26 protein-coding genes and 2 pseudogenes are annotated in these 25,246 nt (G+C 33.4%); 19 read left to right on the top strand and 9 right to left on the bottom strand.

All coding sequences use genetic code 11. The features are described 5' to 3' along the window. The first annotated feature begins 31 nt into the window (after positions 1–31). The 3 genes from I7822_RS05435 to I7822_RS05425 all read left to right on the top strand — a co-directional run bounded on the left by I7822_RS05435 (position 32) and on the right by I7822_RS05425 (position 2,500). Positions 32–277 carry an ATP-dependent DNA ligase gene (locus I7822_RS05435; RefSeq protein ID WP_207975853.1) on the top strand — a complete coding sequence of 82 codons (246 nt, stop codon included), beginning with the start codon at positions 32–34 and terminating at the stop codon, positions 275–277. Positions 278–344: 67 nt separating this feature from the next. Then, positions 345–758 carry a PfkB family carbohydrate kinase gene (locus I7822_RS05430; RefSeq protein WP_207975851.1) on the top strand — a complete coding sequence of 138 codons (414 nt, stop codon included), beginning with the start codon at positions 345–347 and terminating at the stop codon, positions 756–758. Between the two features lie 530 nt (positions 759–1,288). Then, complete coding sequence (locus tag I7822_RS05425; protein WP_207975850.1) at positions 1,289–2,500, top strand: MFS transporter; 1,212 nt, start codon at positions 1,289–1,291, stop codon at positions 2,498–2,500. 884 nt (positions 2,501–3,384) lie between these two features. Here I7822_RS05425 and I7822_RS05420 read toward each other — a convergent pair. The 3 genes from I7822_RS05420 to I7822_RS05410 all read right to left on the bottom strand — a co-directional run bounded on the left by I7822_RS05420 (position 3,385) and on the right by I7822_RS05410 (position 5,693). Next, positions 3,385–4,017: a type 1 glutamine amidotransferase family protein gene (locus I7822_RS05420; protein ID WP_207975847.1), complete on the bottom strand. Its 633-nt coding sequence runs from the start codon at positions 4,015–4,017 to the stop codon at positions 3,385–3,387. Between the two features lie 74 nt (positions 4,018–4,091). Beyond that, positions 4,092–5,054, bottom strand: coding sequence for a helix-turn-helix transcriptional regulator (locus tag I7822_RS05415; protein WP_207975846.1), 963 nt, complete (start codon positions 5,052–5,054; stop codon positions 4,092–4,094). A gap of 63 nt (positions 5,055–5,117) precedes the next feature. Beyond that, complete coding sequence (locus I7822_RS05410; RefSeq protein ID WP_207975844.1) at positions 5,118–5,693, bottom strand: recombinase family protein; 576 nt, start codon at positions 5,691–5,693, stop codon at positions 5,118–5,120. A gap of 147 nt (positions 5,694–5,840) precedes the next feature. On the opposite strand from I7822_RS05410, the pseudogene I7822_RS05405 reads away from it, so the two are divergent. The 9 genes and pseudogenes from I7822_RS05405 to I7822_RS05365 form a co-directional block, all read left to right on the top strand. Next, a pseudogene (locus I7822_RS05405) lies at positions 5,841–7,975 on the top strand (Tn3 family transposase); the annotation flags it as partial. 14 nt (positions 7,976–7,989) lie between these two features. Then, the gene (locus I7822_RS29735; protein ID WP_243459279.1) at positions 7,990–8,133 is read left to right on the top strand and encodes a GNAT family N-acetyltransferase; all 144 of its coding nucleotides are present in this window, start codon (positions 7,990–7,992) and stop codon (positions 8,131–8,133) included. 276 nt (positions 8,134–8,409) lie between these two features. Beyond that, positions 8,410–8,841 carry a DUF4395 domain-containing protein gene (locus tag I7822_RS05395; RefSeq protein ID WP_207975838.1) on the top strand — a complete coding sequence of 144 codons (432 nt, stop codon included), beginning with the start codon at positions 8,410–8,412 and terminating at the stop codon, positions 8,839–8,841. A gap of 165 nt (positions 8,842–9,006) precedes the next feature. Beyond that, positions 9,007–9,213, top strand: a complete 207-nt coding sequence (locus tag I7822_RS05390; protein WP_207975835.1) for a hypothetical protein — start codon at positions 9,007–9,009, stop codon at positions 9,211–9,213. 150 nt (positions 9,214–9,363) lie between these two features. Next, positions 9,364–10,248, top strand: a complete 885-nt coding sequence (locus tag I7822_RS05385) for a PhzF family phenazine biosynthesis protein (protein WP_207975833.1) — start codon at positions 9,364–9,366, stop codon at positions 10,246–10,248. Positions 10,249–10,394: 146 nt separating this feature from the next. Continuing rightward, a complete protein-coding gene (locus I7822_RS05380; RefSeq protein ID WP_243459278.1) occupies positions 10,395–10,919 on the top strand; it encodes a hypothetical protein in 525 nt (174 codons plus the stop codon). 900 nt (positions 10,920–11,819) lie between these two features. After that, positions 11,820–12,356 (top strand): ribonuclease FAU-1 family protein, encoded by a 537-nt coding sequence (locus I7822_RS05375; protein ID WP_207975832.1) that lies wholly within the window; start codon positions 11,820–11,822, stop codon positions 12,354–12,356. Between the two features lie 159 nt (positions 12,357–12,515). Further along, entirely contained in the window at positions 12,516–12,848 is a 333-nt protein-coding gene (locus I7822_RS05370; RefSeq protein ID WP_243459277.1) for an ABC transporter, read from the top strand. A 574-nt stretch (positions 12,849–13,422) separates the two neighbouring features. After that, positions 13,423–14,262: an aminoglycoside 6-adenylyltransferase gene (locus I7822_RS05365; RefSeq protein WP_207975827.1), complete on the top strand. Its 840-nt coding sequence runs from the start codon at positions 13,423–13,425 to the stop codon at positions 14,260–14,262. 155 nt (positions 14,263–14,417) lie between these two features. Here the strand turns inward: I7822_RS05365 and I7822_RS05360 are convergent, their stop codons facing one another. The 4 genes from I7822_RS05360 to I7822_RS05345 all read right to left on the bottom strand — a co-directional run bounded on the left by I7822_RS05360 (position 14,418) and on the right by I7822_RS05345 (position 17,141). After that, positions 14,418–14,852, bottom strand: coding sequence for an EVE domain-containing protein (locus I7822_RS05360; RefSeq protein WP_207975825.1), 435 nt, complete (start codon positions 14,850–14,852; stop codon positions 14,418–14,420). Between the two features lie 5 nt (positions 14,853–14,857). Continuing rightward, the gene (locus I7822_RS05355) at positions 14,858–15,250 is read right to left on the bottom strand and encodes a rhodanese-like domain-containing protein (protein WP_207975823.1); all 393 of its coding nucleotides are present in this window, start codon (positions 15,248–15,250) and stop codon (positions 14,858–14,860) included. Positions 15,251–15,268: 18 nt separating this feature from the next. Continuing rightward, a complete protein-coding gene (locus I7822_RS05350; protein WP_207975821.1) occupies positions 15,269–15,688 on the bottom strand; it encodes a MarR family winged helix-turn-helix transcriptional regulator in 420 nt (139 codons plus the stop codon). Positions 15,689–16,121: 433 nt separating this feature from the next. Then, entirely contained in the window at positions 16,122–17,141 is a 1,020-nt protein-coding gene (locus I7822_RS05345) for a DUF3231 family protein (RefSeq protein ID WP_207975819.1), read from the bottom strand. A gap of 454 nt (positions 17,142–17,595) precedes the next feature. Between I7822_RS05345 and I7822_RS05340 the strand changes: the two genes are divergently transcribed. Beyond that, on the top strand, positions 17,596–17,793 hold the full coding sequence (locus tag I7822_RS05340) for a hypothetical protein (RefSeq protein WP_207975817.1): 198 nt from the start codon (positions 17,596–17,598) through the stop codon (positions 17,791–17,793). A 285-nt stretch (positions 17,794–18,078) separates the two neighbouring features. Here the strand turns inward: I7822_RS05340 and I7822_RS05335 are convergent, their stop codons facing one another. After that, positions 18,079–18,621, bottom strand: coding sequence for a recombinase family protein (locus tag I7822_RS05335; protein ID WP_207975815.1), 543 nt, complete (start codon positions 18,619–18,621; stop codon positions 18,079–18,081). Between the two features lie 169 nt (positions 18,622–18,790). Between I7822_RS05335 and I7822_RS05330 the strand changes: the two genes are divergently transcribed. The 6 genes and pseudogenes from I7822_RS05330 (at position 18,791) to I7822_RS05305 (ending at position 23,227) form a co-directional block, all read left to right on the top strand. After that, on the top strand, positions 18,791–20,254 hold the full coding sequence (locus tag I7822_RS05330; protein WP_207975813.1) for a SulP family inorganic anion transporter: 1,464 nt from the start codon (positions 18,791–18,793) through the stop codon (positions 20,252–20,254). 21 nt (positions 20,255–20,275) lie between these two features. After that, positions 20,276–20,695, top strand: coding sequence for a universal stress protein (locus tag I7822_RS05325; RefSeq protein ID WP_207975811.1), 420 nt, complete (start codon positions 20,276–20,278; stop codon positions 20,693–20,695). 205 nt (positions 20,696–20,900) lie between these two features. Next, the gene (locus I7822_RS05320; protein WP_207975809.1) at positions 20,901–21,266 is read left to right on the top strand and encodes a nuclear transport factor 2 family protein; all 366 of its coding nucleotides are present in this window, start codon (positions 20,901–20,903) and stop codon (positions 21,264–21,266) included. 75 nt (positions 21,267–21,341) lie between these two features. Continuing rightward, complete coding sequence (locus I7822_RS05315; RefSeq protein WP_207975808.1) at positions 21,342–21,944, top strand: nucleotidyltransferase domain-containing protein; 603 nt, start codon at positions 21,342–21,344, stop codon at positions 21,942–21,944. Positions 21,945–22,215: 271 nt separating this feature from the next. After that, positions 22,216–22,590: pseudogene (locus I7822_RS05310) on the top strand (aminoglycoside phosphotransferase); the annotation flags it as partial. 178 nt (positions 22,591–22,768) lie between these two features. Continuing rightward, positions 22,769–23,227, top strand: coding sequence for a hypothetical protein (locus tag I7822_RS05305; protein WP_207975806.1), 459 nt, complete (start codon positions 22,769–22,771; stop codon positions 23,225–23,227). Between the two features lie 980 nt (positions 23,228–24,207). Here the strand turns inward: I7822_RS05305 and I7822_RS05300 are convergent. Beyond that, the gene (locus I7822_RS05300; RefSeq protein WP_207975803.1) at positions 24,208–25,209 is read right to left on the bottom strand and encodes a DUF3231 family protein; all 1,002 of its coding nucleotides are present in this window, start codon (positions 25,207–25,209) and stop codon (positions 24,208–24,210) included. Positions 25,210–25,246: the final 37 nt, after the last annotated feature.

Below are 25,246 nucleotides of genomic sequence, written 5' to 3'. Positions count from 1 at the left end.
TGTTAGGAAACAATCAGAGGGACACGGAGCTATGAATTTTGATTCAGTACAAAAACAAGGGTTAGAAGGCTTAGTGTTAAAACTTAAGGATTCACCATATGAGATTGGAAAACACAGCCAGGCATGGCTAAAGGTCATAAATTATCAGTACCAAGATGTTTATATCTCCGGGCTAAGAAAGTCTGAATTTGGGCATTTATTAGCTGGACAAAAAATAAAAACTAATAGAAAGGTGGAATCTAAATGGTCCCTTCTTTTTTTTTCTGTTTTTACCTAAGAATTGAAGGAGAATGTAGAACTTAGGTGAATATCTAGAAGTAACTAATAAAAGAGGGAATTCGAAAATGGATCTAAAGTCTGGAACACAACCTTGTGATTATTTAGCTCAAGTATGCCCGTATATAACATTTGCCATTTTCTCAGGCGGTGATTTATCGGGAAAGGAATGTGAGGAACTAATCACAAAGGCTCACAACTTGGGTACACGTAATGTTCTCGACACGAGAGGAGAAGAAGGTGCCTTATTTTCTGATACTCACAATTTATATGAACAAGCAATTGTTGAGACAGAAGTACTCGATACATTAGGTGCTGGAGATACATTTGTCGCAATTTTCCTGAAAGAGTATTTACTAAATCCTGATCCTAAACAAGCGATGGCGCTGGCTGCCGCAGCCGCAGCCAACACATGTAAACGCTTCGGTGCGTTTGGATACGGAAAGAAGAAGACGATCCGGGATGTTCCGTTTTTTAAATGAGCTTAGGTGTAGAGTTATTTTGAAGAGGGACATTTGATAAGAGTTCAAAAATGAGTTTTGTGAGAAGAGAATGAGCCATAGAGTAACGGATTCCGCTCCCTATCACAAACAAAGAAAATGTGGGGTAAAGTGCCTATCGAATTGTACGATAATTTGATAGGCGTTTTTTGTTGGTATATAGTGATTTCTATACGTTTTTTCACTGAAAATTGTAAATAAAAATGTATATGAAAATTAACATACAAAAAAGTATGGACTGGTTTTTAAGAATGAAAGGTTATTGGGTATTTATGTTAAACTAAATATAAAAATGCAATATTTTGTAATTAAACTACCATGAAAATAAGTTTCTTGAAGATTAAAAAATGACAATATTTAAGAAGACTTGGGGAGGGGGAGGGTTATGAATGATTAGGAAATCAGTTTCCTAGTCATTTTTTTTCGATGAATATTCTTAAAGGTATTTCCCATCTTAACATTGAAATTAATATACACGGTATTCCAAATTTAATAAGGAGGTGCTAAATAATATGGTATTAATAACTGATTTTAAACAATTTCTAAAAATCAAAGGTGCGTCGATTCTCCTAGTAGGTATGTTTTTGTATGGCATCGGGACGGGAATATTGGCCCCGATGAACGCAGTCTACATGCGTAATGGAATAGGTTTATCCAAATTCGAGATCGCTTCAATTTTTTCAATTTCGTTATTGCTAAACATGATTACAACCATTGCGATAGGTATTATCAGTGACAAAATCAAGCGGAAGAAACCTCTACCCATTTTTGCCTGCATTCTTTGTATGACAGGACTACTTATTTATATAAATGCGTCAACCTATATGGTAACGCTTATTGGTATGGTTTTTGCTGTTGCACCTTCTGGACTAATAATGGGCCAGTTTTTTGCAATGGCTCGTAATCATTTTAAGACCCTTGCTCCTGAAATTTATGAAATGGCTCAAATCTGGCTTCGTGCTATGTTAAGTGTAGGTTTTTTTACTGGATTGCTAATAGGAGCGAATTTATTTATATTCGGTGATTTCAAAAGTGTTCTTTGGGGGAATTTTTTAGGATACGCTACATTGTTTGTTGTTCTTTTACTTTACAAAGAGCATGAGGCACCAGCATCCTTATCAAGTGATAAAAGTGAAGCTTTCTCTCTTGTTATGCTCTTTGCTCTACTTTTGCTTGCATGTGCCGACGCATTAAGGGGGCTTTATTTGCCTCTCGTTGTTGTTCAATTGTTCGAAGAACCTCAGTTAATGTCCTACTTGTGGAGTGTTCAGGCCGTTTTTGAATTAATGTTTATGACGGTTGCAGGTTATTGGGCAAACAAATTCGGTAGTAAAATTGTCATCATTATCAGCAGTTTATGTGCTCTAACGACCTATTTAGTGTACTCTATAAATCCGCCACTTTGGGCATTTTTTCTCGTACAGCCCCTATATTCCTTTTTCGTTTCTGTTTTGTATGGGGTTGCAATGGGGTATGTACAGCGTATGTTTAATACACGCATTGGATTTGGATCAAGTTTATACGTTTTCTTATCCCAGACCGCTGCTTTGATTGGCTATTTGCTGCCATTTCTAATTTCTGGCTACCAACCTCGTATCTTCATCATTCCAAGTGTACTGGTTGGTACCGCATTTCTATTAATGGTCGTACTTCTAATCATTAATCGGTCAAAGGAAAAAATAACCCTCATTCAGTCGGTGCATCAGGATAACAATTATTCATAATTGTATATACTGATTGAAGAGATTGGAAAGAATAGGATATATAAGGATTTGGAGTTACGAATACTCATATGGGACTTTTTTGGATTTGTATATAGAAAAAGAAGATAAAAGCTATTAAATATAATCACAATACAATCACTATTCCAGAGTTGAAGAAGAAAATTGATTTTAAGGTCCTTGCTCCTCAAGGTATACCGACCGATTGGACTCTGGACATCACAAAACATACCCTTGGAATGAGAAAGAAGTTATAACGAATTTCAGGCTCCATTATATGGACAAATATGATAAACGTTTAATGTTGGAATTGGCGAAAAGAAAGCTTTTGGTCATTTGGAAAAAATGGTGAATGATAAAGCAGTAAATATAAATGGCTTTTAGGGATATTTTTCAGCATTTTTTTAAAGTTATTGCACTAAGGAAACAGTTTAGATGAAGAGGGTAAAATGAATAAATTAAAGAAAAACAGATAGCGTTCTTTTTCTTTTTAACTTTGGAATGCGGGGTGGAAATAATGGGATTAGATGTTCAACTATTTGATAGTGATGATAATGAGTTATGTATGTTTGAAGTTGAAAAATAGTTCCACGATGCTATTTTTTATGAAACGAAGAACTGGGGAAGTTACCAATATTTAAAAAAATTCTGGATTATTATGCTCCCAATATCTATTGGAATAAAGAAATTAAGGGATTTATTAATGATTTGAATAGCTACAAGATATTTATGGGGTAGCGTCAGGAAAATGCGGATTTACAACGATAAGGAAATTCCAAATTAAAAAGCCCAACTTCTCTGCAAAACAAAATAGAGAAAGTGAGCTTTTCAGTTACTTCATTATTTTTATTTGAACTAATATAAAACTGCTAAGTTGATTTTTTAGCTCAGCTATTTATTGAATTCATTAACTGGAAGAAGTATTCAGGTTTATGAGTCTTATTTAGGTTATACCATGAATGTAATGTATCTGGTGCAAATACATCTAATTTTTTCAGTACTTCCATCGCAAATTCCAGAGGAGCTATTCCTGATGCAGTAACTAAATTCGCATCAGATACCGCAGATCCCACCTCATAAAACTTTTCTCCTTTATAGTTAGGACATACCATTTTAGTGTATTCTAAATTATTACTTGTATGCTTTCTAGTATCTAAGTATCCCATATTCGCAAGGGCCTCAGTTGCACCACAAATTGCAGCAACAATAGTGCCAAGCTTTAAAGCTTGGCCAATTCTTTCCAAGATAGGTTGATGAATTTCTTCATTCCAAGTAGTCCCTCCTGGTAAAATTAAAAGATCTTTACTCTCAAGAGTACATTCATCAAGGGAAATATCTGGTTTTATGCTCAGTCCTCCCATAGTAGTAATCATTTCTTTATTAGCTCCTACTGTAATTACTTTTAAACGTACTAAATCTTTTTTGAAATATCTTCCTGAGTTTAGTTCAGCAATTAAATATCCATATTCCCAGTCCGACATTGTATTAAATACATATAGAAAAACTTTTTTTGTTTGCATCCAATAACACTCCAATCACAATTGATATAGCTATTATAATATAACTTCCCTGACAGTTAACGTCAGGGAAGTTATCATACTTGATGAAATTTTATTAATTCCGACAGAACTTCAATAAGTCTTTTCTTAAGACTTATTGGCTCAATAACTTTAATAGATTTATTGTACGGTAAAAGTAAATAAGGTACATATGTATGTATCATATCTTTTTCAAGAAGAAAAACTGCTTGATTTGAAGTCCGTTCTTGTAAATAATGTCCTAAAAACCAATGTTGGCAAATATCAGCCAATACACTTTTATCCCCATTAATAACCAAAGAAATAATCCCTTCCTTATCTTCTATAGTTGGAAGAAGATTTTTTATAAAAAAGTCACGTGCTGAAAAATTTTCTGGCCGGTTAAACTTATTTTCGGTTAGCTTTAGACTTTCAATTCGATCTACTCTAAAACTACGGATATCATTCCTAAGATGACAAAATCCAATCACATACCACTTATTATTCCAATAGATAATTCTGTACGGATCGACCAATCTATAATTTAATTGCTTTTCGCCACTTTTATGGTAAAGAATTTTTACTGAGTACCCGTCAGCTAAGGCCTGCTCCAACTCCTTCAAAAAAGATTCCATAGAGAGAGAACTTAATCGACTTATTACTTCAAGACTAGTTAAATGTTGGTTTATCTTTGTTTCCTGCTCTTGATTTGAGTATTTACTTAGTTTTGAAATGGCCCTATTTAGTGCTTCACCTCCATAATATCCGGCTTCTTCTGCAAAAACAGCAGCGTGAAATAGTGAAGTTTGCTCCTCAAAATCAAAAAAAAGAGGAGCCTCAATAAAATTGTTCAATAAAGTGTATCCACCGTTATGTCCTGGTTCTGAAATTATAGGTACGCCACTTGTTGAAATTGTATCAATATAACGATACACAGTCCTTATATTAATTTCTAACTTTTCTGAAATTTGTTTTGCAGTAATTTTTTCACCTGAACGAAGCATCCATAGAATTGCTAACATATTGTCAATTTTAGGCATATAATTCCACCTCTATATGAAATTTATTTTCTATTATACATTTCCGATTTTTGGTATAACTCATTAACTGTTCCTTTCAGATAGCTTTCTATACAATGAGGCCCTAGACACATTTGTGATTTCACAAATTTGATTTACAGTCATATCTCCCTCTTTATAAAGCTTTACTGCATAATTCATTCCTGCATGATTTTTATGGTACTTCTTTAACCGACCTTTAAACTTTCCTTCTTTCTTAGCCAGTTCAATCCCTTCACGCTGCCGCATACGGATAAGATCACGTTCTAATTGGTTTACACCCGCCATAACTGTAATTAAGAATTGGCTGTAGGGATTATCTTCTGATAAATCTAGCCATGTATCTTTTAAGGATTTTAAATTTGCATTTTTACTCCGTATGTTATCGATTAGTTCAAATAAATCTTGTGTACTACGAGTAATCCTAGTTAAGTCTGTAACATAAATGATGTCACCTTCTTGTATATCCTCTAACATTTTTTGAAGTTGCTCACGATCTTTTGTTGCTCCGGAAACTTTTTCTTCAAAAATAATATCCATTCCGATTTCGTTCAGTTGCTGAAATTGCCTTGAAGGATTCTGGCTAGTTGAACTGACACGTATATAACCAATTTTTCGCAAAATATCACCTCATTTTTGAGACAAGTCTTATGAGACGCTCTTAACTTTGATTTTATCAGTCTCCTACACTTGTATCAATAGAGTACACTCTATTGATATATATATGAACTAATTAACTGAATAATCACAGAAATGAGATGATACTGTATGAAAATGGCGAGAGGTAGAGAATTACTTACACCGGAACAGCGACAAGCCTTTATACAAATTTCTGAAGATGAGTGGGTGCTAGGAAGCTACTACACTTTTTCCAAACGAGATTTAGAAATTATAAATAAGCGAAGGAGAGAAGAAAACCGTTTAGGGTTCGCCGTTCAATTGGCCATTCTTCGGTATCCCGGTTGGCCATACACTCATATCAAAAGCATCCCAGATTCAGTCATACATTATATATCGAAACAAATCGGTTCTACTCCATCTTCGCTTAGTCTTTATCCTCAAAGAGAAAATACACTTTGGGATCATTTGAAAGAAATTCGAAATGAATACGACTTTGTAACTTTTACTCTAAAAGAATATCGAATGACATTTAAGCACCTTCATCAATTAGCTTTGGAAAATGGTGATGCCATTCATCTACTACATGAATGTATAGATTTTCTAAGAAAAAACAAAATCATACTGCCTGCTATCACTACACTTGAAAGAATGGTGTGGGAAGCAAGGGCAATGGCTGAAAAGAAGTTATTCAACACGGTTAATCAATCTCTAACAATTGAGCAAAAAGAAAAACTTGAAGAGATTATTACCTCACAACATCCATCCGAATCCAATAAAACGATATTGGGTTGGTTAAAAGAGCCACCGGGTCATCCTTCACCCGAAACATTTCTAAAAGTAATAGAACGACTCGAATACATACGAAGGATGGAAATAGAAACGGTACAAATTAGTCATTTGCATCGCAATCGCCTGTTACAGCTATCTCGCTTAGGTTCACGATATGAGCCTTATGCATTCCGTGACTTTCAAGAAAATAAACGATATTCAATATTAACCGTCTATTTATTACAACTTACTCAGGAGTTAACAGATAAAGCGTTTGAAATTCATGACAGACAAATACTAAGTCTGTTATCAAAAGGTCGTAAGGCTCAAGAGGAAATTCAGAAACAAAACGGAAAAAAGCTGAATGAAAAAGTCATACACTTTAAGAACATCGGACAAGCATTAATCAAAGCTAAAGAAGAGAAATTAGACGTTTTTGAGGTTTTGGAATCTGTTATTGAATGGAACTCTTTTGTTTCTTCCGTGGAAGAAGCCCAAGAACTTGCACGCCCAGCTGACTATGATTATTTAGACTTACTGCAAAAACTATTTTATTCACTTAGAAAATATTCGCCAACGCTATTAAGGGTATTGGAATTTCATTCTACAAAGGCAAATGAGCCACTTTTACAAGCTGTTGATATTATCCGAGGAATGAACGAATCCGGAAAGCGAAAAGTGCCTGATGACTCGCCTGTGGATTTTATTTCAAAACGTTGGAAAAAGCATTTGTACGAGGAAGATGGTACAACAATCAATCGTCATTACTATGAAATGGCTGTTTTAACAGAACTTCGGGAGCATGTTCGGGCAGGAGATGTTTCCATTGTTGGCAGCAGACAATATAGAGATTTTGAGGAATATTTGTTTTCAGAAGATAGATGGAACCAAACGAAGGAGAATACGAGATTATCAGTTAGTTTATCATTCGAAGATTATATGACGGAGAGAACCAGCAGCCTTAACGAAAGGTTAAAGTGGTTAGATGCCAATTCCAACAAGTTAGATGGGGTTTCTCTTGAAAAAGGAAAGCTGTCACTTGCACGCTTAGAAAAAGTTGTTCCAGAAGAAGCAAAAAAGTTTAGTGCAAGCCTTTATCAAATGCTACCAAGAATTAAATTAACCGATCTACTTATGGATGTTGCCCATATAACAGGATTTCATGAGCAATTTACTCATGCTTCTAACAACCGAAAACCAGATAAAGAAGAAACAATCATTATTATGGCTGCTCTTTTAGGTATGGGAATGAATATTGGATTGAGTAAGATGGCTGAAGCCACACCCGGACTTACATATAAGCAACTAGCCAATGTTTCTCAATGGCGCATGTATGAAGACGCAATGAATAAAGCCCAAGCCATTTTAGTAAATTTTCATCACAAATTACAATTGTTTCTTAATGGGGAGACGGCACGACGTCCTCGTCAGATGGAATGAGAATGCAGCTAGGTGTTTCATCATTACATGCAGATGCAAATCCACATTATGGAACCGGAAAAGGGGTAAAGGTATTGGAAAGAAAGTGATGAATGCTTTACTAAAAAAATGTAAGGAACTAGGTATTAAGTGGATTCAATTATCTTGTGCAAAAGGAAAACAAAACTTTTATAAGAAACTTGGCTTTGTAGAAAGAGATTCGGCTGCCACAGGTATGTCATTATTTTTATAAATATGCACGAACAAAAACTAATCATCCATAAGCAATTTTTACTAACGGGGCGTAAGTTTAAGGAGAGGGTTACTGCGGCAATCCTTTTGTTGCACTAACATGGCGACTTAGAGGAAGAAGTAATGCTAAAATAAGGTTAAATTTTTCCTTGTTGGAGGTTTTAAAAATGAAGAAACCAGTTTGAGTTCAATCATTTTATCTTTTTTTATAATAAAATAGAAAAAAGGAGAAAAATCAAAGTAAATTATATAATAACGATAAGGAAGGTTGGATTTGATGGGAAGTCAAGTACGTTCAGTTCCTCGTCCGCTTGTACGAACAAATCAGTGGTTTATAGTGGTGTCTGTATTGTTTACCTGGATAACTAAGCAAGAATGGATCCTTGCTATTCCTATCTTAGCAGGTTTAATGGGCTTATTTTTTGGATTTAATCCTGTAATGCGTTTAGCAAAGCTGTTTTTTAGAAAGCACCCTTCACAATATATTCCTGAGGAATGGGATCAGCAACAATTCAATCAGATAATTGCGGTCATTTGTCTAGCAGGGGGATTAATAAGTTTTCTAATGAATTGGACGACTTTTGGTTATGTCTTCACCATTATGGTTGCTGCAGCCGCATTTATTGCAATTTTAGGTTTTTGTGTTGGTTGCTATATAAGATTTCATTGGAAACAGTACCAATACAGAAGATCTTTAAATAAACAATAAATAAACTGATGATTAAGGCAGGAAATATTGTTCATTTTCTGTCTTTTTTTATATTAGAAACACAAAAACTGCAATTGTTAAAGATCACCACCTGCTTCGGCAGTTTAGTTGAACAAGGAATTAGATAATTATGCTAATATTAGACTTAAGTTAGGGGGAGATAATGTGGAAGACAAATTAATGGAAATGCCCTTTCCAGAACTTATCTCAAAATTAGCGGTAGCACCTTTATATATTTTAGTGGTAATATTGGCTATTTTAAATGTAATACTAAATAGAAAAAATAAAGGATGTTTTAATTTTTTCTGGATAATGGGTTCTTGGGTATACATTTGTATATATTTATTAGCACTGTATTTCTTTTTCTTTTGAAAATAAATAGTTATACAACTATCGGGTGCGATGCTTCAAAAAGGAAGGATCGCTTTACTTATGGAATTAACTGAGCAGGTTAGTTGAACAAGAAAATGCGAATGAATGGGTATTATTCAAAATAATACAAACATAAACGGGGAGAGACTTATGGGGAAAATTAATTATTCTATTGTTGATGTTTTTTCACAAGGGAGATATACAGGAAATCAACTTGCTGTTTTTAAAAATACTGAAAACATTTCTGATAATGAAATGCAACAAATAGCCAAGGAAATTAATTTTTCTGAGACTACTTTTATCTTATCAGATAAAAAAACTGATGATGGTTATGACGTTCGAATTTTTACACCTAATGAAGAAGTTCCTTTTGCTGGACATCCGACTTTAGGAACTGCATATATCATTCAAAATGAAATATTAGAAAAACCCTTGGAGAAACTTATTTTAAATTTAAAAGCTGGACAAATTCTCGTTTCGTTCAATAATCAAGAAGAAATTCTATGGATGAAACAAAATGAACCAACTTTTGGTTGGGTTTTAGATAAAAATAGGGTTTCTTGTGTTTTAAATATAGATAAAGAATACATAGACGATAGATTTCCTATTCAAGAAGTTTCAACTGGACTTCCAGTGATTGTTGTCCCATTAAAATCATTAGAAGCAGTAAAAAAAGTAAAGATAAATAGAGAAAAATATTTTGAGTTAATTGAACATACTGATGCAAAAGCAATTATAATTTTTTCTCCAGATACGTATAATTCGAACAATGATTTAAATGTTCGAGACTTTGCAGATTATTATGGCATTCCAGAAGATGCAGCTACTGGTAGTTCAAATGGATGTTTGGCTGCTTACTTAGTTAAATACCGATATTTTGGAACAAGTAAAATAAACATAAGAGTAGAACAAGGGTACGAAATCAAAAGACCTTCTTTATTGTTTTTAAAAGCAGGTGATGATAACGGGAAAATCAGCGTTAATGTAGGAGGTAGAGTAGAAAAAATTGCTAAGGGTGAATGGTTTGTATACTAATCTTGCTTCTTCAACTAACGGGTGCGATAGTCTAATTAGGCATCGCTTTTCTTATGTGCTAAAGGGGCAGATTTAGTGAAGTGAGGATATAACCAATACCTAGGGGAAATTATAGAAAGAAACAAAATAAAAAGGAAATGGTTAAAATGAGTGCCCTTATAGTCGGATTATTATTTTTCATCCCAGGAGTTGCATTCTTCCTTTATGTCTTGTTTAAATATTCTGAGCATGAACATCAGAAAGAACTTGAAAAGTGGAGATGGTTTCGAGAGGTTAAATGGAAATGGATTTCGGCAAAACAAATTGTCCATATCTGGTCATTTACAACTGCATTTCAAATGTCTTTTGATGCTTACATAGATTTGAAATATCATGCATACTGGTATTTTACAAAAAATGTGGATTGGGCAGCATTACCAGCCAATACTATGTTACTTCCACCTGTAAATATGATGTTTTTGAATTGGTATCCTTTTAAAAGTTCCTTAATTATACAAATACGTTATTTTATCTATTGGGAAGTATGTTTGTTAACCTATGAATCCATCACCCTATTGCCCGAACCTTGGGGATATTTTCATTACGGATGGTGGAATTTAGGATATTCAGCAATTATTAATCCTATCTTGCTTGTTATTTTATTGGTTTATTACAAGAGGTTTGTAAACTAGAATAGCATGCATGTTAAACTAAAGGGTGCATTACTTCAAGAAGGGGTAATGCACTTTCTTATTGAACTAAATGGCAGGATAGTTGAATAACACGGGGTTATGTTGTGGAATGATTTATCATATGAAGTGAATTTCAGTTGGGAGATTTTTTATGAAAACAAGAAACAAAAGTGCTTCTAAACTTTTCTTTGCAGTATCAATATTTCTTCTTTTATTCGCTATTTATGATTACTTAACGGAATGTATCGGATGTGTGAAAATTGATTTACGCTATTTTTTCATCTCTTTATTTATAGCCTTAGTTTTATATATTATTGACAAAAAAAAACAAAGGAAATAAAGATTAAGTTATTCAACTTTCTGGTGCTTTACTTCAATTAGAAGTAAGCCTTTTTTCCATTTGAAAAGCGACATAAGCAGTTCTTGTATGTAAACTAATTTTAATAACTGCATCATTAGTCTAAGGTTTTGATTTTCCACTTTTTATTTTAAAAATCTGTGACTCAAACTTAAAATTAAAAGACCTGAAAACGAACAAATAATATTGTGAAAGACCTGTGATTCATCGTTAAAAGCTAAAACGGCAAATGTAACTAAAGAGATTCCGATGGTTGCAAATAGGCTCCTCGCTTTCTTTAAAACACCTCCCATAAAAAGGTATGTGGAGGGATAACAATAAAATACCAAAACATTGTTTTAAAAATATAATTACGATTTATGCCAGAGTTCAAGTAATTACATATTTGACTAACGGTAGATTGTTCAAGCAGAATAATCGCTACTTTCTTATTGTGCTAATTGGGTGGATAGTTGAACAGAGTAATTTATTTAGTGATTTAATCGAATCTTTATAATATTCTAATTAATAGTAATTTAAATTTAGGATTTGAGGGATTGTAGATGTTAAAAAGGAAATATGGGGACCGTCCAGATTGGAAACGTGTTATAAAAAAAGAGTATAGACAATTATTTCTTGATACAGAGGGTTTTAAAGGATATATCTCTTTAATAAAAATTAACTCAGTTTTGGAACCTTTGTATGTCCAGTATGGTGAGAAGAGGTTTTGTATAGTTGATGATAACTATATTTGGTTACAACATTTTCCGAGTGAACAACGCTATTCAGTAACAACTATGTTCAACCCCAAAGGAGAGGTTGTTCAGTGGTACATCGACATTTGCAAACAAAATGGAATTGAAAATAATGTTCCTTGGATGGATGACTTATTTCTTGATATTGTTGTGCTACCAACAGGAGATGTAATACAAAAAGATACAGATGAACTTGAAGACGCATTAAATCAAGGAATTATAGACGAAGCTTTATACAATATTGCCTGGATAGAAAATAATAACCTTAAAGAACTAATAAAGGCTAACAAATTTGATTTGATGAAACTAACAAAAAAGCACAAGAATTTACTACTTAAGCAATGAATTTCTTGTTGAACTAACGGGTGCTAGAGTTGAAGATTGGGTTGCTGTGGTAGCCCCTTTTCTTGTTCTACTAACGGGGCAGAATAGTAGAACAAGAAATGATAATATATGTGTAGCTAAATTGCACTTTGGGACGTGATTAAAACGGATAAAAGGTTATTGGAGATATATGACGAATGGGAAGATAAATTAGATAAGGACGAGTGGTATTTTAGTAATTCTTTCGAATCAATAACCAAAGGTATGTCTTCTGAAGAAGCCTATAACTACATTCCAAGTGTTATAGATCTATTGTTGGAATTAGACGATGACTTTTTAATATGGGAAACTATTTACTTCTTAATTGAACTGTATAGTATTGCTGACACCACTCAAATACATCCATATCTTGAAAGTAATTGGTCTGTTTTAACCCAACATTTGAAGAATTATCAAGAATCGAATGCTACACCATTTAAAGAACTTAAGACACAGTTAAGAATAAAAGATTGATTGTTTACCTTCTTCAACTTTCGGTTGCTTGAGTTTAGGATAGAGGTTGCTGCGGCAGCCATTATCTTTATCGTTTTTCAACTAAAGTGGCAGGTTAGTTTAATAAGGTGGAGGAAAAATAATCCATATAATTATGGCTTTATGTTAATATACAGTTATTATTAATAGTTACCTTTATTTAAGAGATTAGAAAGGAGAAGAAATTTTACGTAAGGATAGATAAACTTATTTTAACCGGAATTATGGCAGGGATTTATTCTGGTATTTTGGATGGTTTTGAGCAGTATTATGGACTCAATCATATTGCAAGTGCTTTTATCATAATGTTTTTAACAATTACAACAGGATACCTTCTGCATAAGATAGGACGTAATGAAATAAAAGGTAATTGAATCATCGCTATTCCCTTATATCCTTGGAATATCCTCTCACTTACTTTACATTGGAAGGAAAAAAGGTTAATTAATATGTTTTTATTCTTCAACTATCGTGGCAGTTTAGTTCAAGAAGGAATTATAAACCCACTCAACGAATTATAGAAATACTTCCAAAATAAGGAGCTGGTTTGTTATGTGTGGGATTAGAAGCTAAATACAAAGCAAGAGACTTGGATATTCCAAAACATCGTAAAGACTTAATAGCAGCAATTGAATTAGATTTGAAAAATGATAGAAACGTATTAGCTGTATTTTATGGTGGTTCAATCGGAAATCAAAACACTGACTTATATTCGGATATAGACCTTCGTATTGTAGTTAAGGATGAAGTGTTTGAGGAATATAGAATAAACAAGAAGCAGAGAGCGAAAAATTGGGGTAATGTTCTATTTTTTGAAGATTTCCCTTGGGCAACTCATAGTATTGCTCATTATTCTACTTTTATAAAAGTGGATAGCTTTTATTATAAACTCAATGATATTAAACCGTCAGTATGGTATCAAAATATTAAAATAGTACATGATTCTACAGGATTGATAAAAGAAATATTGAACGAATCAATGGCTTTATCCTACATTCCTACTGTTGAAGAAGTAGAGATTTGGAGAACCAAATTTTTTGCTCATATTCATGAAGCCTATCGAAGGGTAATGAGAAACGAAATTTACTATGCTCTACACTGTGTAGATAATTTAAGATTGTCTATGACTACAGCTTGGTATATGGAAATAGGAATACAACCTAATTCACATGGAGATTGGGCAAAACTAGAAGGGAAAAGAAGTAAACTAAATGCCAAGCAATTATTACTTTTAGCACAATGGCATAGTAGTAGAGAACCAAATGACATACTAAAAGTAATGAAAAGTATTGTCCCTGAATTTATTAAAACACATAAGAATCTTTGTGAAAAATATGGAGTAGAAGAAAATTCCGAATGGGTAAAAGGAATTTTAAATATGGTTGTTGATATTTAGAAACACTAATTTGAAGGTGTATTTTGGTTTTCTTATTTGTTTTACTGAAGTTACTCCTCTATATAGAGGTATCGCTTTTTCTTCAATTAAAGGAGCAGGTTAGCTTAATAAGATATATGGTATTTGTGAATATAGCAGAAAAAGGTTAGAATATTCTAACCTCCTCTTTCATTAATCATTCTTTCTGCAATTAGTGTGAAATCTTTTTCATTTATCTCCAAATGCCCAAATCGAAAAGAATAGCCCCAATATTTTGCACTTTTAATAAAAGATAGTTGAGGAATTAATGGTTGAATAGGTGTTTCGTTACAAGAAATAAAGTCTATATTTCTTCGGAAAGGAAAGAAATTATTTCCAGAGTCAACCTGAAAGATAATATCATCGATAACTCTTCCGATAGCGGTAAATTTCTGGTGTGGCGTATTTTCTTTATAGTTGACCTTGGGAGAATAATAAATAATCCAATCTCCGTTACTCATATTTTTTAAAGGTTCTGGTTTGCCATGACAAAGTTGTGCAAACCCATCTTGAACTCCACTCTCAACATGGTCTCGTGAAGCAACGCCAATCCAATACCTATTCAATTGCACCAGAGTCAACACCCACAGTTATCAGACATGTTAACATTTTGAGACAAATCCGAACAAGGAAAGTTCATTTCTTTCCATGCCGCAATACCCCCGGTTAACTCTTTCACTTTATAGCCACGTTCTAACAAGAATTTTGCTACTTTGGCAGCTGTGTTACACCAGACATCCCAACAGTAAACAATAATTTCCTTATCTTTCGGTATTTCATGTAAACGATTATGTAGCTCTTGTTGGGGAATGACATGGGCATCCTTAATTGTTAAATTTCTTACGTGATTAGGACCATTTCTTACATCAATTAAAAAGTGCTTATCTGGATCGACTTGTGCCAATTTTAAATAATCCATAGGGCTAATTGTTGCTTCTAGACGTGCATTAAAATAATCAAGTGCATTCATAATTTGTTACCTCCAGTTTTATAGTGTACTCCAAATTTTAACAAGAAACTCCTTCAATAAGTGTCTTTCTTGGTCGCTTAAAGGGAATAAGACTTCTAATTCCGTATGGATTAAAGATTCCCAACGTGAATCCAATACATCTTTTCCTTTGGTTGTAATTAAAAGGCTATAGGACCTTCTATCATTAGGATTCCTTGTTCTCTCCACAAACCCTAAGTCTTCTAAGTGGTCGATATGACTTACCATTGTTGTTCGATCGATTTGCAGATTGTCAGAAATATCTTTTTGTGAAGAGTAAGGATTTCCTTCAATAAATAAGAGAACCCCATATTGTCTAGCATTAATGTCATAAGGGACAAGTTCTTCAGCAAATTTAGCTTCCATTTGCTGAAGGATTTTTCCAAATAAAAAACCATAAGATTGATTCCATTTTTCCAATAATTTATGACACCTCCAAATATTAATCAGCTCAACATATAATCAGAATAACTGATTATATATTAAAAATCAACTAGATATTTATAGAATTTTAACTAACTAAACGTACTGTAAAAAACTTTGTGAAGTGGTACACTTAAACTAAAGGGTGCTTTAGTGTAATAAGATAGATTCAATATACATTGCCAGTTAACATAAGCTAATTATCGGCAAAAAAAGAGGCTAACTCGAATAAGTCGTTATTAAACGACCTTTTGAGTCAGCCTCTTTGTTATTCTAGCAATCTGTTCAATGACAATAGTTGTTTCATTTACATAAAGTCTTTTAAAAACTAATAAAGTTGTTTAACTTTGAATTTGCTCCTTCAACTCCCTTAGTATGATAGTTATAACTCTATTGAATTAATTATTAACATAAATTTCTGAAATATTATTTATTTATCGCCCTTTTCCTTTGCAAGCGAATCGCGGTCACTCGCTGTTGGAGGCTGCTCTAACCATCCATTTTTTATCATCAGGTTTGCACCGTCTTCTGCAAAATGTATAAGTTCTATAGTTAGTCGAATGTAATGAGCACCTAGATCTCTCCTTGAATTGACACTCAAAGCAGAACCATAATATGCAATGGATAATTGTGTAGATAATTGAATTTGGTACATTATATATTTATCTGAAAATGGCGGAGAAGTAGAGTTAGTAATCATCGATTGCCAAGAAATAGGTGAATTTAATTTCTCTTCATGAAATACCGATTCAAATATTTCTATATGTTTATTGGAAATGTCTAGTCCTCTCTTAATATATTGACGAACCTCTTTTGATTGAACTACTTGGGTAAATCCCACCTTTAAAGCAGCATGTAAATGCATTTTAACCATGTTGAAAGTAATATCTCCAATTTCCATAACATTCAGCGGTCGACGTTCTCCCAACCATCCAGTTAAAAAACTTTGGTGTTTAACAAAATCGATAGAATCGGGTGGTGAAATAATAGGAGGTCGTGTGAAAAGTCCTTTCGTAAGCATTACATCAATGGATTGATCGAAAAGCATCATCGTTTCGGTCATGCAGGTTATGTAATACTTCCGTAAGTCAGATCGAATAGATGTACTAACTGACAAAGAGTATCCAGTTAACCCTTGCAAAGTCATGATATACAGATAATTTAGGTAGAAAGGGTCTTGAAAAAGACGAGGTGCGTTAATGTTTAAGTCTTCTTTTTCTGTAAACCCATGTGGAATCGGGTAATTTTCTTTTAACATGAATTCTGTAATTTCTTGAACATGCTTTTTTGATAATCCAAAGGCAGTTTGGTAGATCGATTTGATATCGTGATCTTCGATATGCTCAAGTGCATAACGAAAAAAACAAATGGACATTGTATCAAAAATGTATTGAGTCCAAAGGCTCGCAATTTCTGGAGCAGTTAATCGAATTGGGTTATTCGTCTCCAAGGTTCATCCTCCAATATATACGTAATTGTTAAGTGTTCTTATTCTTTTCTCAGATAATGAAAAATATGTAAAAATTGGAGACTTTTATAGTCCCAAAATTCTAATGATGAGAGTGAAGGTGTAGTTTTGATAAAAACATTATTTGTAGGTTTAATATCATTTATCATTGTAAGCAGTTTACTTTTATTTATTGGATATTTGTTTAATATTAAATTGTTCATGTATAGTTTTTACGAAGAAACTTCAACAAGGTTCGAAGCAGGAGGATCAGTAATTCCTTTTTTATCGGGATAATTTATAGCTATTTTATCGGTAATTACTATCAAAAAAGACAATATAATTATTAAGCTAACGGTGCATTACTTCAAGAAGAGGGAATGCACTTTCTTATTGTACTAAAGGGCAGTTTAGTTGAATAGATGAGTTTGGGTAATCTAGCAGTAGAGGTGATTTGATGCAGGGGTTTTTATTTTATTTACTGGCATTTTTAGGTGTTTTACTGATGTTTATTAGCGTCATAAATATGTGGATTATAGACACGAAAAATAAGAAAAGTAAAGAAAAGAAAAGTAAATCAAAATATATAAAGTTACTGATTGTTGGGGGAATTGTTTTTATCTTATCCCGTATCTTACACGGACAACTTCTTTAAACGATGAAGCATTTCACTCCTTATTAAGCTAACGGTGCTTTCGTTAAAAATCTGGCTGCACAAAAAGCAGCCTTTTCTTATTGAGCTAAAGGAGCAGTTTATTTCTACAAGAATAGCAGCGATGTCCCAAAATTACCTATTTATTTACAATTCTTCAACAAACGGGTTTGTTTCTTTGACAAGAAGAGATGCTATTTTACAAGTTTTGTTAAAATAAAAACAGGGTCCTAGATGGATCCTGTTTTTTTATAAGATTATTTTAGATGCTTTTTTAGAAAAACGTGATTAATGTTCTAAATATCTATATAAAGTGGATTTACTGATTCCTGTTTGTTCTTTAATTTCAGCTAGACTATAATTTTTACTTTGATACATAATAATAGCACGTTGTACATTTTCATCAGGTTTTCTAGGGCGACCCGTAGTGATCCCTTTCTGTTTTGCTTCAGACAATCCCTTTTTTGTTTTTTCACTTATCATATCAGACTGGAATTCTACAAGGTGTTTAACTATTTCATTGAACTGATATCCAGATTTATTACTTGTATCAATACCCTCATAAAGAGATTGAAGATAAGCTTTATTAGCTTCTAATATTTCTAATAGATCCACAAGATGACGTGTAGAGTCAGCAAAAGTGAATAGCTTTGTTACAACTACTTTATCGCCTTTGTTGAGATTGTTCATTATGTTGTTAAGTTGTGTTCTATTTTTAGCTGATGAGTGTGCTTCAGAGATAATTGTTTCACAATTAATTTCTTTTAATTTTTTTAGTTGATTTTCACAATTAAGGTCATCTTCATTCGGTCTAACATACCCAATTAACATTTAGACTCTCCCTTACTGTTGCATATTAACATCATCATACCATAATTTTCACTAAAATAAAAAGTTCCAAAATGGTTCCATTTTGGGATAAATGGTGTTAGACTACTTTTATTGAAATCGAATTGACTTGTAAAGCACAAGTTAAAAATAAAGGATTGAGGTGTACAAAGTGGTTGAAAAAATAAAACAAGAATGGTTCTCCAATATTCGAGGAGATGTGCTTGCTGGTATTGTAGTAGCTCTAGCTTTAATTCCAGAAGCAATTGCCTTTTCCATCATTGCTGGTGTAGACCCAATGGTTGGATTATATGCTTCTTTTTGTATTGCAGTAATTATTGCATTTGTAGGTGGTCGCCCAGGGATGATCTCAGCTGCAACCGGTGCTATGGCTTTATTAATGGTTCCTTTAGTAAAAGAACACGGACTGAATTATCTTTTAGCAGCTACTATTTTAACCGGTGTTATACAAGTACTTTTTGGTGTTTTTAAAATAGCAAAGTTAATGAAGTTTATTCCAAGAGCTGTAATGATTGGATTTGTTAATGCATTAGCGATTCTTATTTTTATGGCTCAGGTACCACATTTTCTCGGTATTTCCTCTTTAACTTACTTTTTTGTTGGAATTACGTTGGTCATTGTTTATGTTGTACCTAGATTTATTAAATCAATCCCAGCACCATTAATAGCAATTGTTGTTTTAACGGCTGTTGCAATATTTACGGGGGCAGACTTACGAACAGTCGGAGATTTAGGTTCTATAACACAATCTTTACCAAGCTTTTTGATTCCAGTTGTACCATTTTCATTCGAAACATTTAAAATTATCTTTCCTTATTCGCTTTCATTAGCGATTGTAGGTTTATTGGAATCTCTATTAACTGCATCAATCGTAGATGATATGACAGGAACTGAAAGTAATAAAAATAAAGAATCTAGGGGACAAGGTGTTGCCAATATTGTTGCAGGTTTCTTTGGTGGTATGGCAGGTTGTGCAATGATTGGGCAATCTGTAATTAATGTGAAATCAGGTGGTCGAGGAAGACTCTCTACTTTAATTGCAGGTCTATTTCTAATTTTTTTAATTATTGTTTTAGGGGATTTAGTTGTACAAATACCAATGCCTGTTCTCGTAGGTATTATGATTATGGTTTCTATTGGAACTTTCGATTGGTCATCGTTCCAATATTTAGCTAAGGCTCCAAAGACAGATGCATTAGTAATGTTAGTAACAGTTGTTATCGTTGTTGCAACACACGACTTATCAAAAGGAGTTATAGCAGGGGTTATCTTAAGTGCTATTTTCTTTGTTGCTAAAATCTCAACTATAAAAGTAAAAGAACAAAATAATCATACAAATATAACTTTTGATGCAGAAGGCCAATTATTTTTTGCATCTGTTGAAGGGTTTGTAGAATCATTTGATTTTACCGTTAAAGGCAAAAATATCATTATTGATTTTTCTGAGGCACATATTTGGGACGACTCAGCCGTTGGAGCTATTGATAAAGTAGTTTTAAAATACCGTGAAAATCATAATACAGTTAACATAAAAGGGTTAAATTCTGCTAGTAAAAGACTAGTTGAAAAACTAGCTGTATATAATCAACCAAACCCAAAAGTATCTGGACATTAATCTTTATCAGGAGTGGAAATAATGTACAAAAACATTTTATTAGCAGTAGATGGCTCGGAACATTCTTTACGAGCAACGAAAGAAGCAATTAAGATTGCTGCTTTGGTCAATGATTGTACTATTGAAATAGTTTATGTCGTTGATTATTCAAAATCAAAGGATGAAGTTCTTCATTCTCAAGGAAAAGAAGAATTAGAACTGTCACGACGAAAGAAACTCTTACCTATTGAAGAACAGCTGAAATCAAGTAATTTGTCTTATAATCTTAAATTGTTACACGGAGAATCAGGTCCAGCAATAGTAGTCTATGCAAACAAAGAAAATTTTGATTTAGTGATTATAGGTAGTCGAGGTCTAAATTCTTTACAAGAAATGGTACTAGGAAGTGTAAGTCATAAAGTAGTTAAAAGAGTTAAATGCCCGGTTCTTATTGTTAAGTAAAAATAAATTGAAGGGAACTATTCCTAATATGAAGGAGTGGTTCTTTTTCTTTTGTTACAAAAAGACGGGTTACTATGGAATGTATTCTTTTCTTGTTAAACTAACGGGTGCATTAGCTTAATAACAATTGGAGCATAATCTAAAGAGGATTAGTGCTCTTTTTTGTTGAATTAGTTTACTAATCGTTGTAAAGGAGACATTCCAAATGAAAACAGATAATAATCTAAAAGACCATATAAGACAGTTAGAGGAGAATCTATTAAATCCAGAAGTACGTTCATCAAGAGCTGAGCTAAAAAAATTATTGTCTGATGATTTCTTTGAATTTGGAAGTTCAGGTAAGGTTTTGTATAAGGATGAAGATATTACTGATGACGGAATAGGAATTGTTAAAATGAAATTGAGTGATTTTGAGGTTCACCCTTTATCGGCTGATATTGTGTTAGCCACATACCGAATTTTCAATGAAATTAGTAACCAAAATTCCTTACGTAGTTCTATATGGAAGCTAAATGAGGGTGTATGGAAAATGGTTTTTCATCAAGGGACCAAAACTGAGCCTTCGGTTTAAATTTTAAACTCGCCTTAATGTGCTAAAGGGGCAGTATAGTGAACTAAGCGGAATAGGAAAGTAGGGGGAATATGTGTGAGAACAGATTTAGATAATTGGATGCCAATTTCGGTTACTGAAATAAATAATATATTCGCTGAAATCCCAATTTCGTGGTGTATTGCTGGAGGTTGGGCGTTAGATTTACATCTTGGAAAACAAACTAGAGAACATAGTGATATAGACGTGGTTATTTATAGGTATGAACAACAAGTTTTATACCAATCTCTAAAGGAAAACTGGGTGTTATACAAAGCACAAAATGGAAAGCTGATACCTTGGGAAGCTGGAGAGTTTTTAACGTCTATAAATGATGTTTGGGTTAGTAGAAATACAGATGCACCTTGGTCATTTCAAATTATGATAGTTAATAGTGAAAATAATGAATGGATATACAGAAGAGAAAAATCAATTAAAGGAGCCAAAAACAAGCTTTTTCTAAGGACAAACGATGGCATACCGTATATAAAACCAGAAGTCCAACTCCTTTATAAAGCAGGCTCTTCAGAAATCAGAGAAAAGGACTTTAAAGACTTTCAAAATATACTACCACATTTAGTTTTGGAGGAAAGAGAGTGGCTTAAGTCATCTTTAAAAACACAATTTGCAGATGGACATAATTGGATTGGATACCTTTAGACGCTATTAAGCTAACAGGTGCATTAATTAAGAAGGGGAAATGCTCTTTCTTATTGAACTAAAGGGCAGGATAGTTGAAGAAAAAGTATAATTTTTTAAAAACGATACAGGTGGTGGGAAGATGACTTTAAAAGAGTTTATTGAGTTCCAAGAAGGCATAGCAATCGGAGAAGAATACAGTTTTACATATCTAAATGAAGAATATTGGATAAGTCAAAATCCAGGAAAATATTATCTTACGCGAGTTATAGGTTCCTTTACTCAAGAGTTTGATTCAGGTATTATTGATTTTAATGTTACTGGACCTGGTCCAAGACTTTGGGACATAGCTTATACTCTTTATACTTGCGTCCCTTTAAGTAGATTTTATCTTTCTGAAACAGGTGAGAAAGTTTATTATAATTCATTACAACACGCCAACCGTATAAAACAAAGAGTAAGATTGTTTTTTGAATCTTACGGTGAAGGAATAGAAGAAGATTATTTGGAAATGGTTTTGCTACGATTAGAAGGGTTATGTAAAACAATTAAAAGAAAAACCAACGAAGTCGATATTGCTTTTCAAAAAATGATAGATGAAGGACATCTTGAACATTACCAAAACGATATTAAATTCATTCGTGAACATGGAAAAGAGTGGATTTAAGGATAGGTTTTGTTGAACTAACGGGTGCTTTACTTAAACAAGCAGTAAAGCTTTTTTCTTATTCAAGTAACGGGCAGTTTACTTGAATAGGCACAATATTTTCGAAGAATAAAGAAGCAAATACATATTCTTTACCAGTTTATAGCAAGATAAAAAAAACGAGTAAGGAGTAAGACAAATGTTAGCTGCAATAATTAGAATTGGACTTTTTTTGATTCCTTGGTTAACCGTTTTCTTTATTCCAAAAAATGAGTTTAAAAAGTATACGCCTGTTGCAAGTTTTGCTTCATTATTGGTATTAGTTGAAAGTATTTTATCTTACCCATTTAAATGGTGGACAGTAAAAGGTGGATTGCTAAATAAAGCTTTTACTGAATTAAGTTTTATATTTGGACCATTTTTTGTAGGTACGATTTGGATTTTTCGTTTCACTTTCGGGAAATTTTGGCTCTATGCTTTGACTAATATTTTGATGGATTCCTTTCTTGCTTTTCCTGCCAATTGGGTGTTTCAAAAATTAAAGATTTACAAATTAGTCAATTTTAAGCCAAAACACATTTTTTATACTTCTATTTGTTATGCATTTATAATCTATGGATACCAATTATTCATAACAAGTCCAAAATCCAGAGATTAAAACTGGATTTTTTTGTTGAAACTACATACTTCTTGATGCACAATATTTGTCTTATGTAAAATAGTTCTTATTCAAGTAACGGGTGCAAGAGTTACAGATCAGCTGCCATCAAAGTGGCTTTTTCCTTCTTCAAGTAACGGGCAGTTGTGCGGCCGAGCCTAGGTCGTATCATATAGCGGGTGGGATTCCCGTCGAGCAAGAACTAGCCATTCACTCGTAGCGAGTCTTGGAGGGCTAAAGGTAACTTTAGTCTTTAAGCGTAGACAGTTAGGTTGCGGGCCGAAAGCCAAATGGTTGAAGGGATTGAGCCCCATAATGTTAGTAAATCGAGAGGGCTGATGTTTTAACTGCGACAGAAAGCAACATTTCATTCTTCGTAATGGCAAGAAGAATGAAACCTCTCTGGGGTCAGAGACCTTGGCACGTAACACATTGATATGATACGGCAACTCGGGAGACCCTATCGGTCTTTTCTAGTTTAGAAGAGTATGGTGTACAAGCGATAAAAAGTAAGGAAACCAAATGCCAGGTAGGGAGTCGGATAGCAGCGTAGTACCAATGAAGTTGGGTAATGCCGATGGAGGAAAGGCTAGCTACCAGTTACCTCCCTTGCTAGGGACACATTTACTACACTCAGAGGTAGACCTACACACAGAGGTAGGAACTATAAATGGAAACAGGACTAGTAAGGATAGCAGAAATAGCAATATTAAATATTAAAAAGTTAGCTATAATTTGTGAATGGTAACTAGGAGGAGCCGTGTGCGTGAGTAGCGCAAGCACGGTTCTGTGAGGGGGGAGAACACATTCACCGTAAGGTGGAGAGGTTCTCTTCTACTCGACTAGTTGAAGAAGGAGTAGAAGAAAGCAAAGATTAAGATTATTTAAATATATACAAACGTTTTTTTCTAGGTTCAATAATACATAAGAACTCCTGAATAGTTAGGAGTTCTTGTATTATTTCAGTGATTTCAGCTTTATTATTTAGTTAAATTGTTCCTATCCTGCATTTGAGGTGGCTCTTCGAGCCAACCATTTTTCGCCATAATTTTTCCACCATCCTGCCCATAAGTTAATATGTCTTTTGCTTCACTAATTAATTTTAATGGGAGGTCACTTCGTAAACTAAATGCTGTTCCTATAGCACTGCTTCCTAAACCAAAACTACAAAACAGACTCGTACAGTACATCATTAATTTATCTGAAAAAGGAGCTACCTTTGAGTCTGTTGCATTTGCGCCCCACGTTGAAGGTGGTTGAATATCACTCTGAAGTAATAATTGCGTATTGTCAGTTACAATTTTTTTCGCCAATTCTTTTCCTTTTATGAAGTATTTTTTTACTTCAGGTTCATTTGCTACTTGTGCAAACCCCGTAATCATTTGCATTCCAATAATATTTGCTTCAATTGATTGGTATAAATGTGCTATTTCAACTGTATTCAATGCTCGCTTTTCAGAAAACAAGTTAAAGCCACTCATATAATTGGTTCCTTTTGCAAACTCCACAGTCTTTGGCATAGTTACAGCAGGAGGTCGTGGTAAAACATCTTTCTCTTGCAAATAGTCCACACATTCATCGTAAACACTTTGGGTAAATGATGTTAATTCCTTATAAAGAAGAACTATATCTTTGCGATATGCCATATTTAAATGGAGAGTATGTAATCCCATACTTATTTCTTTGAGTAGACGAAGAAACATAATATCAAACATATTGTCATACAGCTTAGGCACACCAATATTAACATCTTTCTCTATGTATCCCACAGGAATAACAGCACCTTCATTTTTGAAGATGTTTTTTATAGTTTCAAGATAGTTAATAATTTTCGTATGAGTATCTTGCATAATCTCTTTAGCTCGATTGTCATCCGCTTGTTCTATAAAATATTCAAGTATTCTCTGTGTCATTGTTTTTTGTTGATAGGTCATCCACAATGTTCCTAATTCACTTGAACTTAAAGACTTTTTTTGAGTCATATTATAAGCCTCCATTTATTGTATTTTCTACAAACAA

Source organism: Metabacillus bambusae, from assembly GCF_017497975.1.
GTDB lineage: Bacteria > Bacillota > Bacilli > Bacillales > Bacillaceae > Metabacillus > Metabacillus bambusae.
The sequence above is the reverse complement of the archived record's forward strand: the minus strand, read 5'-3'. Positions and strand labels throughout refer to the sequence as shown.

Coding starts and splice junctions, on each gene's coding strand:
- I7822_RS05435 (WP_207975853.1), top strand. CDS start 32: ATGAATTTTGATTCAGTACAAAAACAAGGGTTAGAAGGCTTAGTGTTA.
- I7822_RS05430 (WP_207975851.1), top strand. CDS start 345: ATGGATCTAAAGTCTGGAACACAACCTTGTGATTATTTAGCTCAAGTA.
- I7822_RS05425 (WP_207975850.1), top strand. CDS start 1,289: ATGGTATTAATAACTGATTTTAAACAATTTCTAAAAATCAAAGGTGCG.
- I7822_RS05420 (WP_207975847.1), bottom strand. CDS start 4,017: ATGCAAACAAAAAAAGTTTTTCTATATGTATTTAATACAATGTCGGAC.
- I7822_RS05415 (WP_207975846.1), bottom strand. CDS start 5,054: ATGCCTAAAATTGACAATATGTTAGCAATTCTATGGATGCTTCGTTCA.
- I7822_RS29735 (WP_243459279.1), top strand. CDS start 7,990: ATGAATGCTTTACTAAAAAAATGTAAGGAACTAGGTATTAAGTGGATT.
- I7822_RS05395 (WP_207975838.1), top strand. CDS start 8,410: ATGGGAAGTCAAGTACGTTCAGTTCCTCGTCCGCTTGTACGAACAAAT.
- I7822_RS05385 (WP_207975833.1), top strand. CDS start 9,364: ATGGGGAAAATTAATTATTCTATTGTTGATGTTTTTTCACAAGGGAGA.
- I7822_RS05380 (WP_243459278.1), top strand. CDS start 10,395: ATGAGTGCCCTTATAGTCGGATTATTATTTTTCATCCCAGGAGTTGCA.
- I7822_RS05375 (WP_207975832.1), top strand. CDS start 11,820: ATGTTAAAAAGGAAATATGGGGACCGTCCAGATTGGAAACGTGTTATA.
- I7822_RS05355 (WP_207975823.1), bottom strand. CDS start 15,250: ATGAATGCACTTGATTATTTTAATGCACGTCTAGAAGCAACAATTAGC.
- I7822_RS05340 (WP_207975817.1), top strand. CDS start 17,596: ATGCAGGGGTTTTTATTTTATTTACTGGCATTTTTAGGTGTTTTACTG.
- I7822_RS05335 (WP_207975815.1), bottom strand. CDS start 18,621: ATGTTAATTGGGTATGTTAGACCGAATGAAGATGACCTTAATTGTGAA.
- I7822_RS05325 (WP_207975811.1), top strand. CDS start 20,276: ATGTACAAAAACATTTTATTAGCAGTAGATGGCTCGGAACATTCTTTA.
- I7822_RS05320 (WP_207975809.1), top strand. CDS start 20,901: ATGAAAACAGATAATAATCTAAAAGACCATATAAGACAGTTAGAGGAG.
- I7822_RS05305 (WP_207975806.1), top strand. CDS start 22,769: ATGTTAGCTGCAATAATTAGAATTGGACTTTTTTTGATTCCTTGGTTA.
- I7822_RS05300 (WP_207975803.1), bottom strand. CDS start 25,209: ATGACTCAAAAAAAGTCTTTAAGTTCAAGTGAATTAGGAACATTGTGG.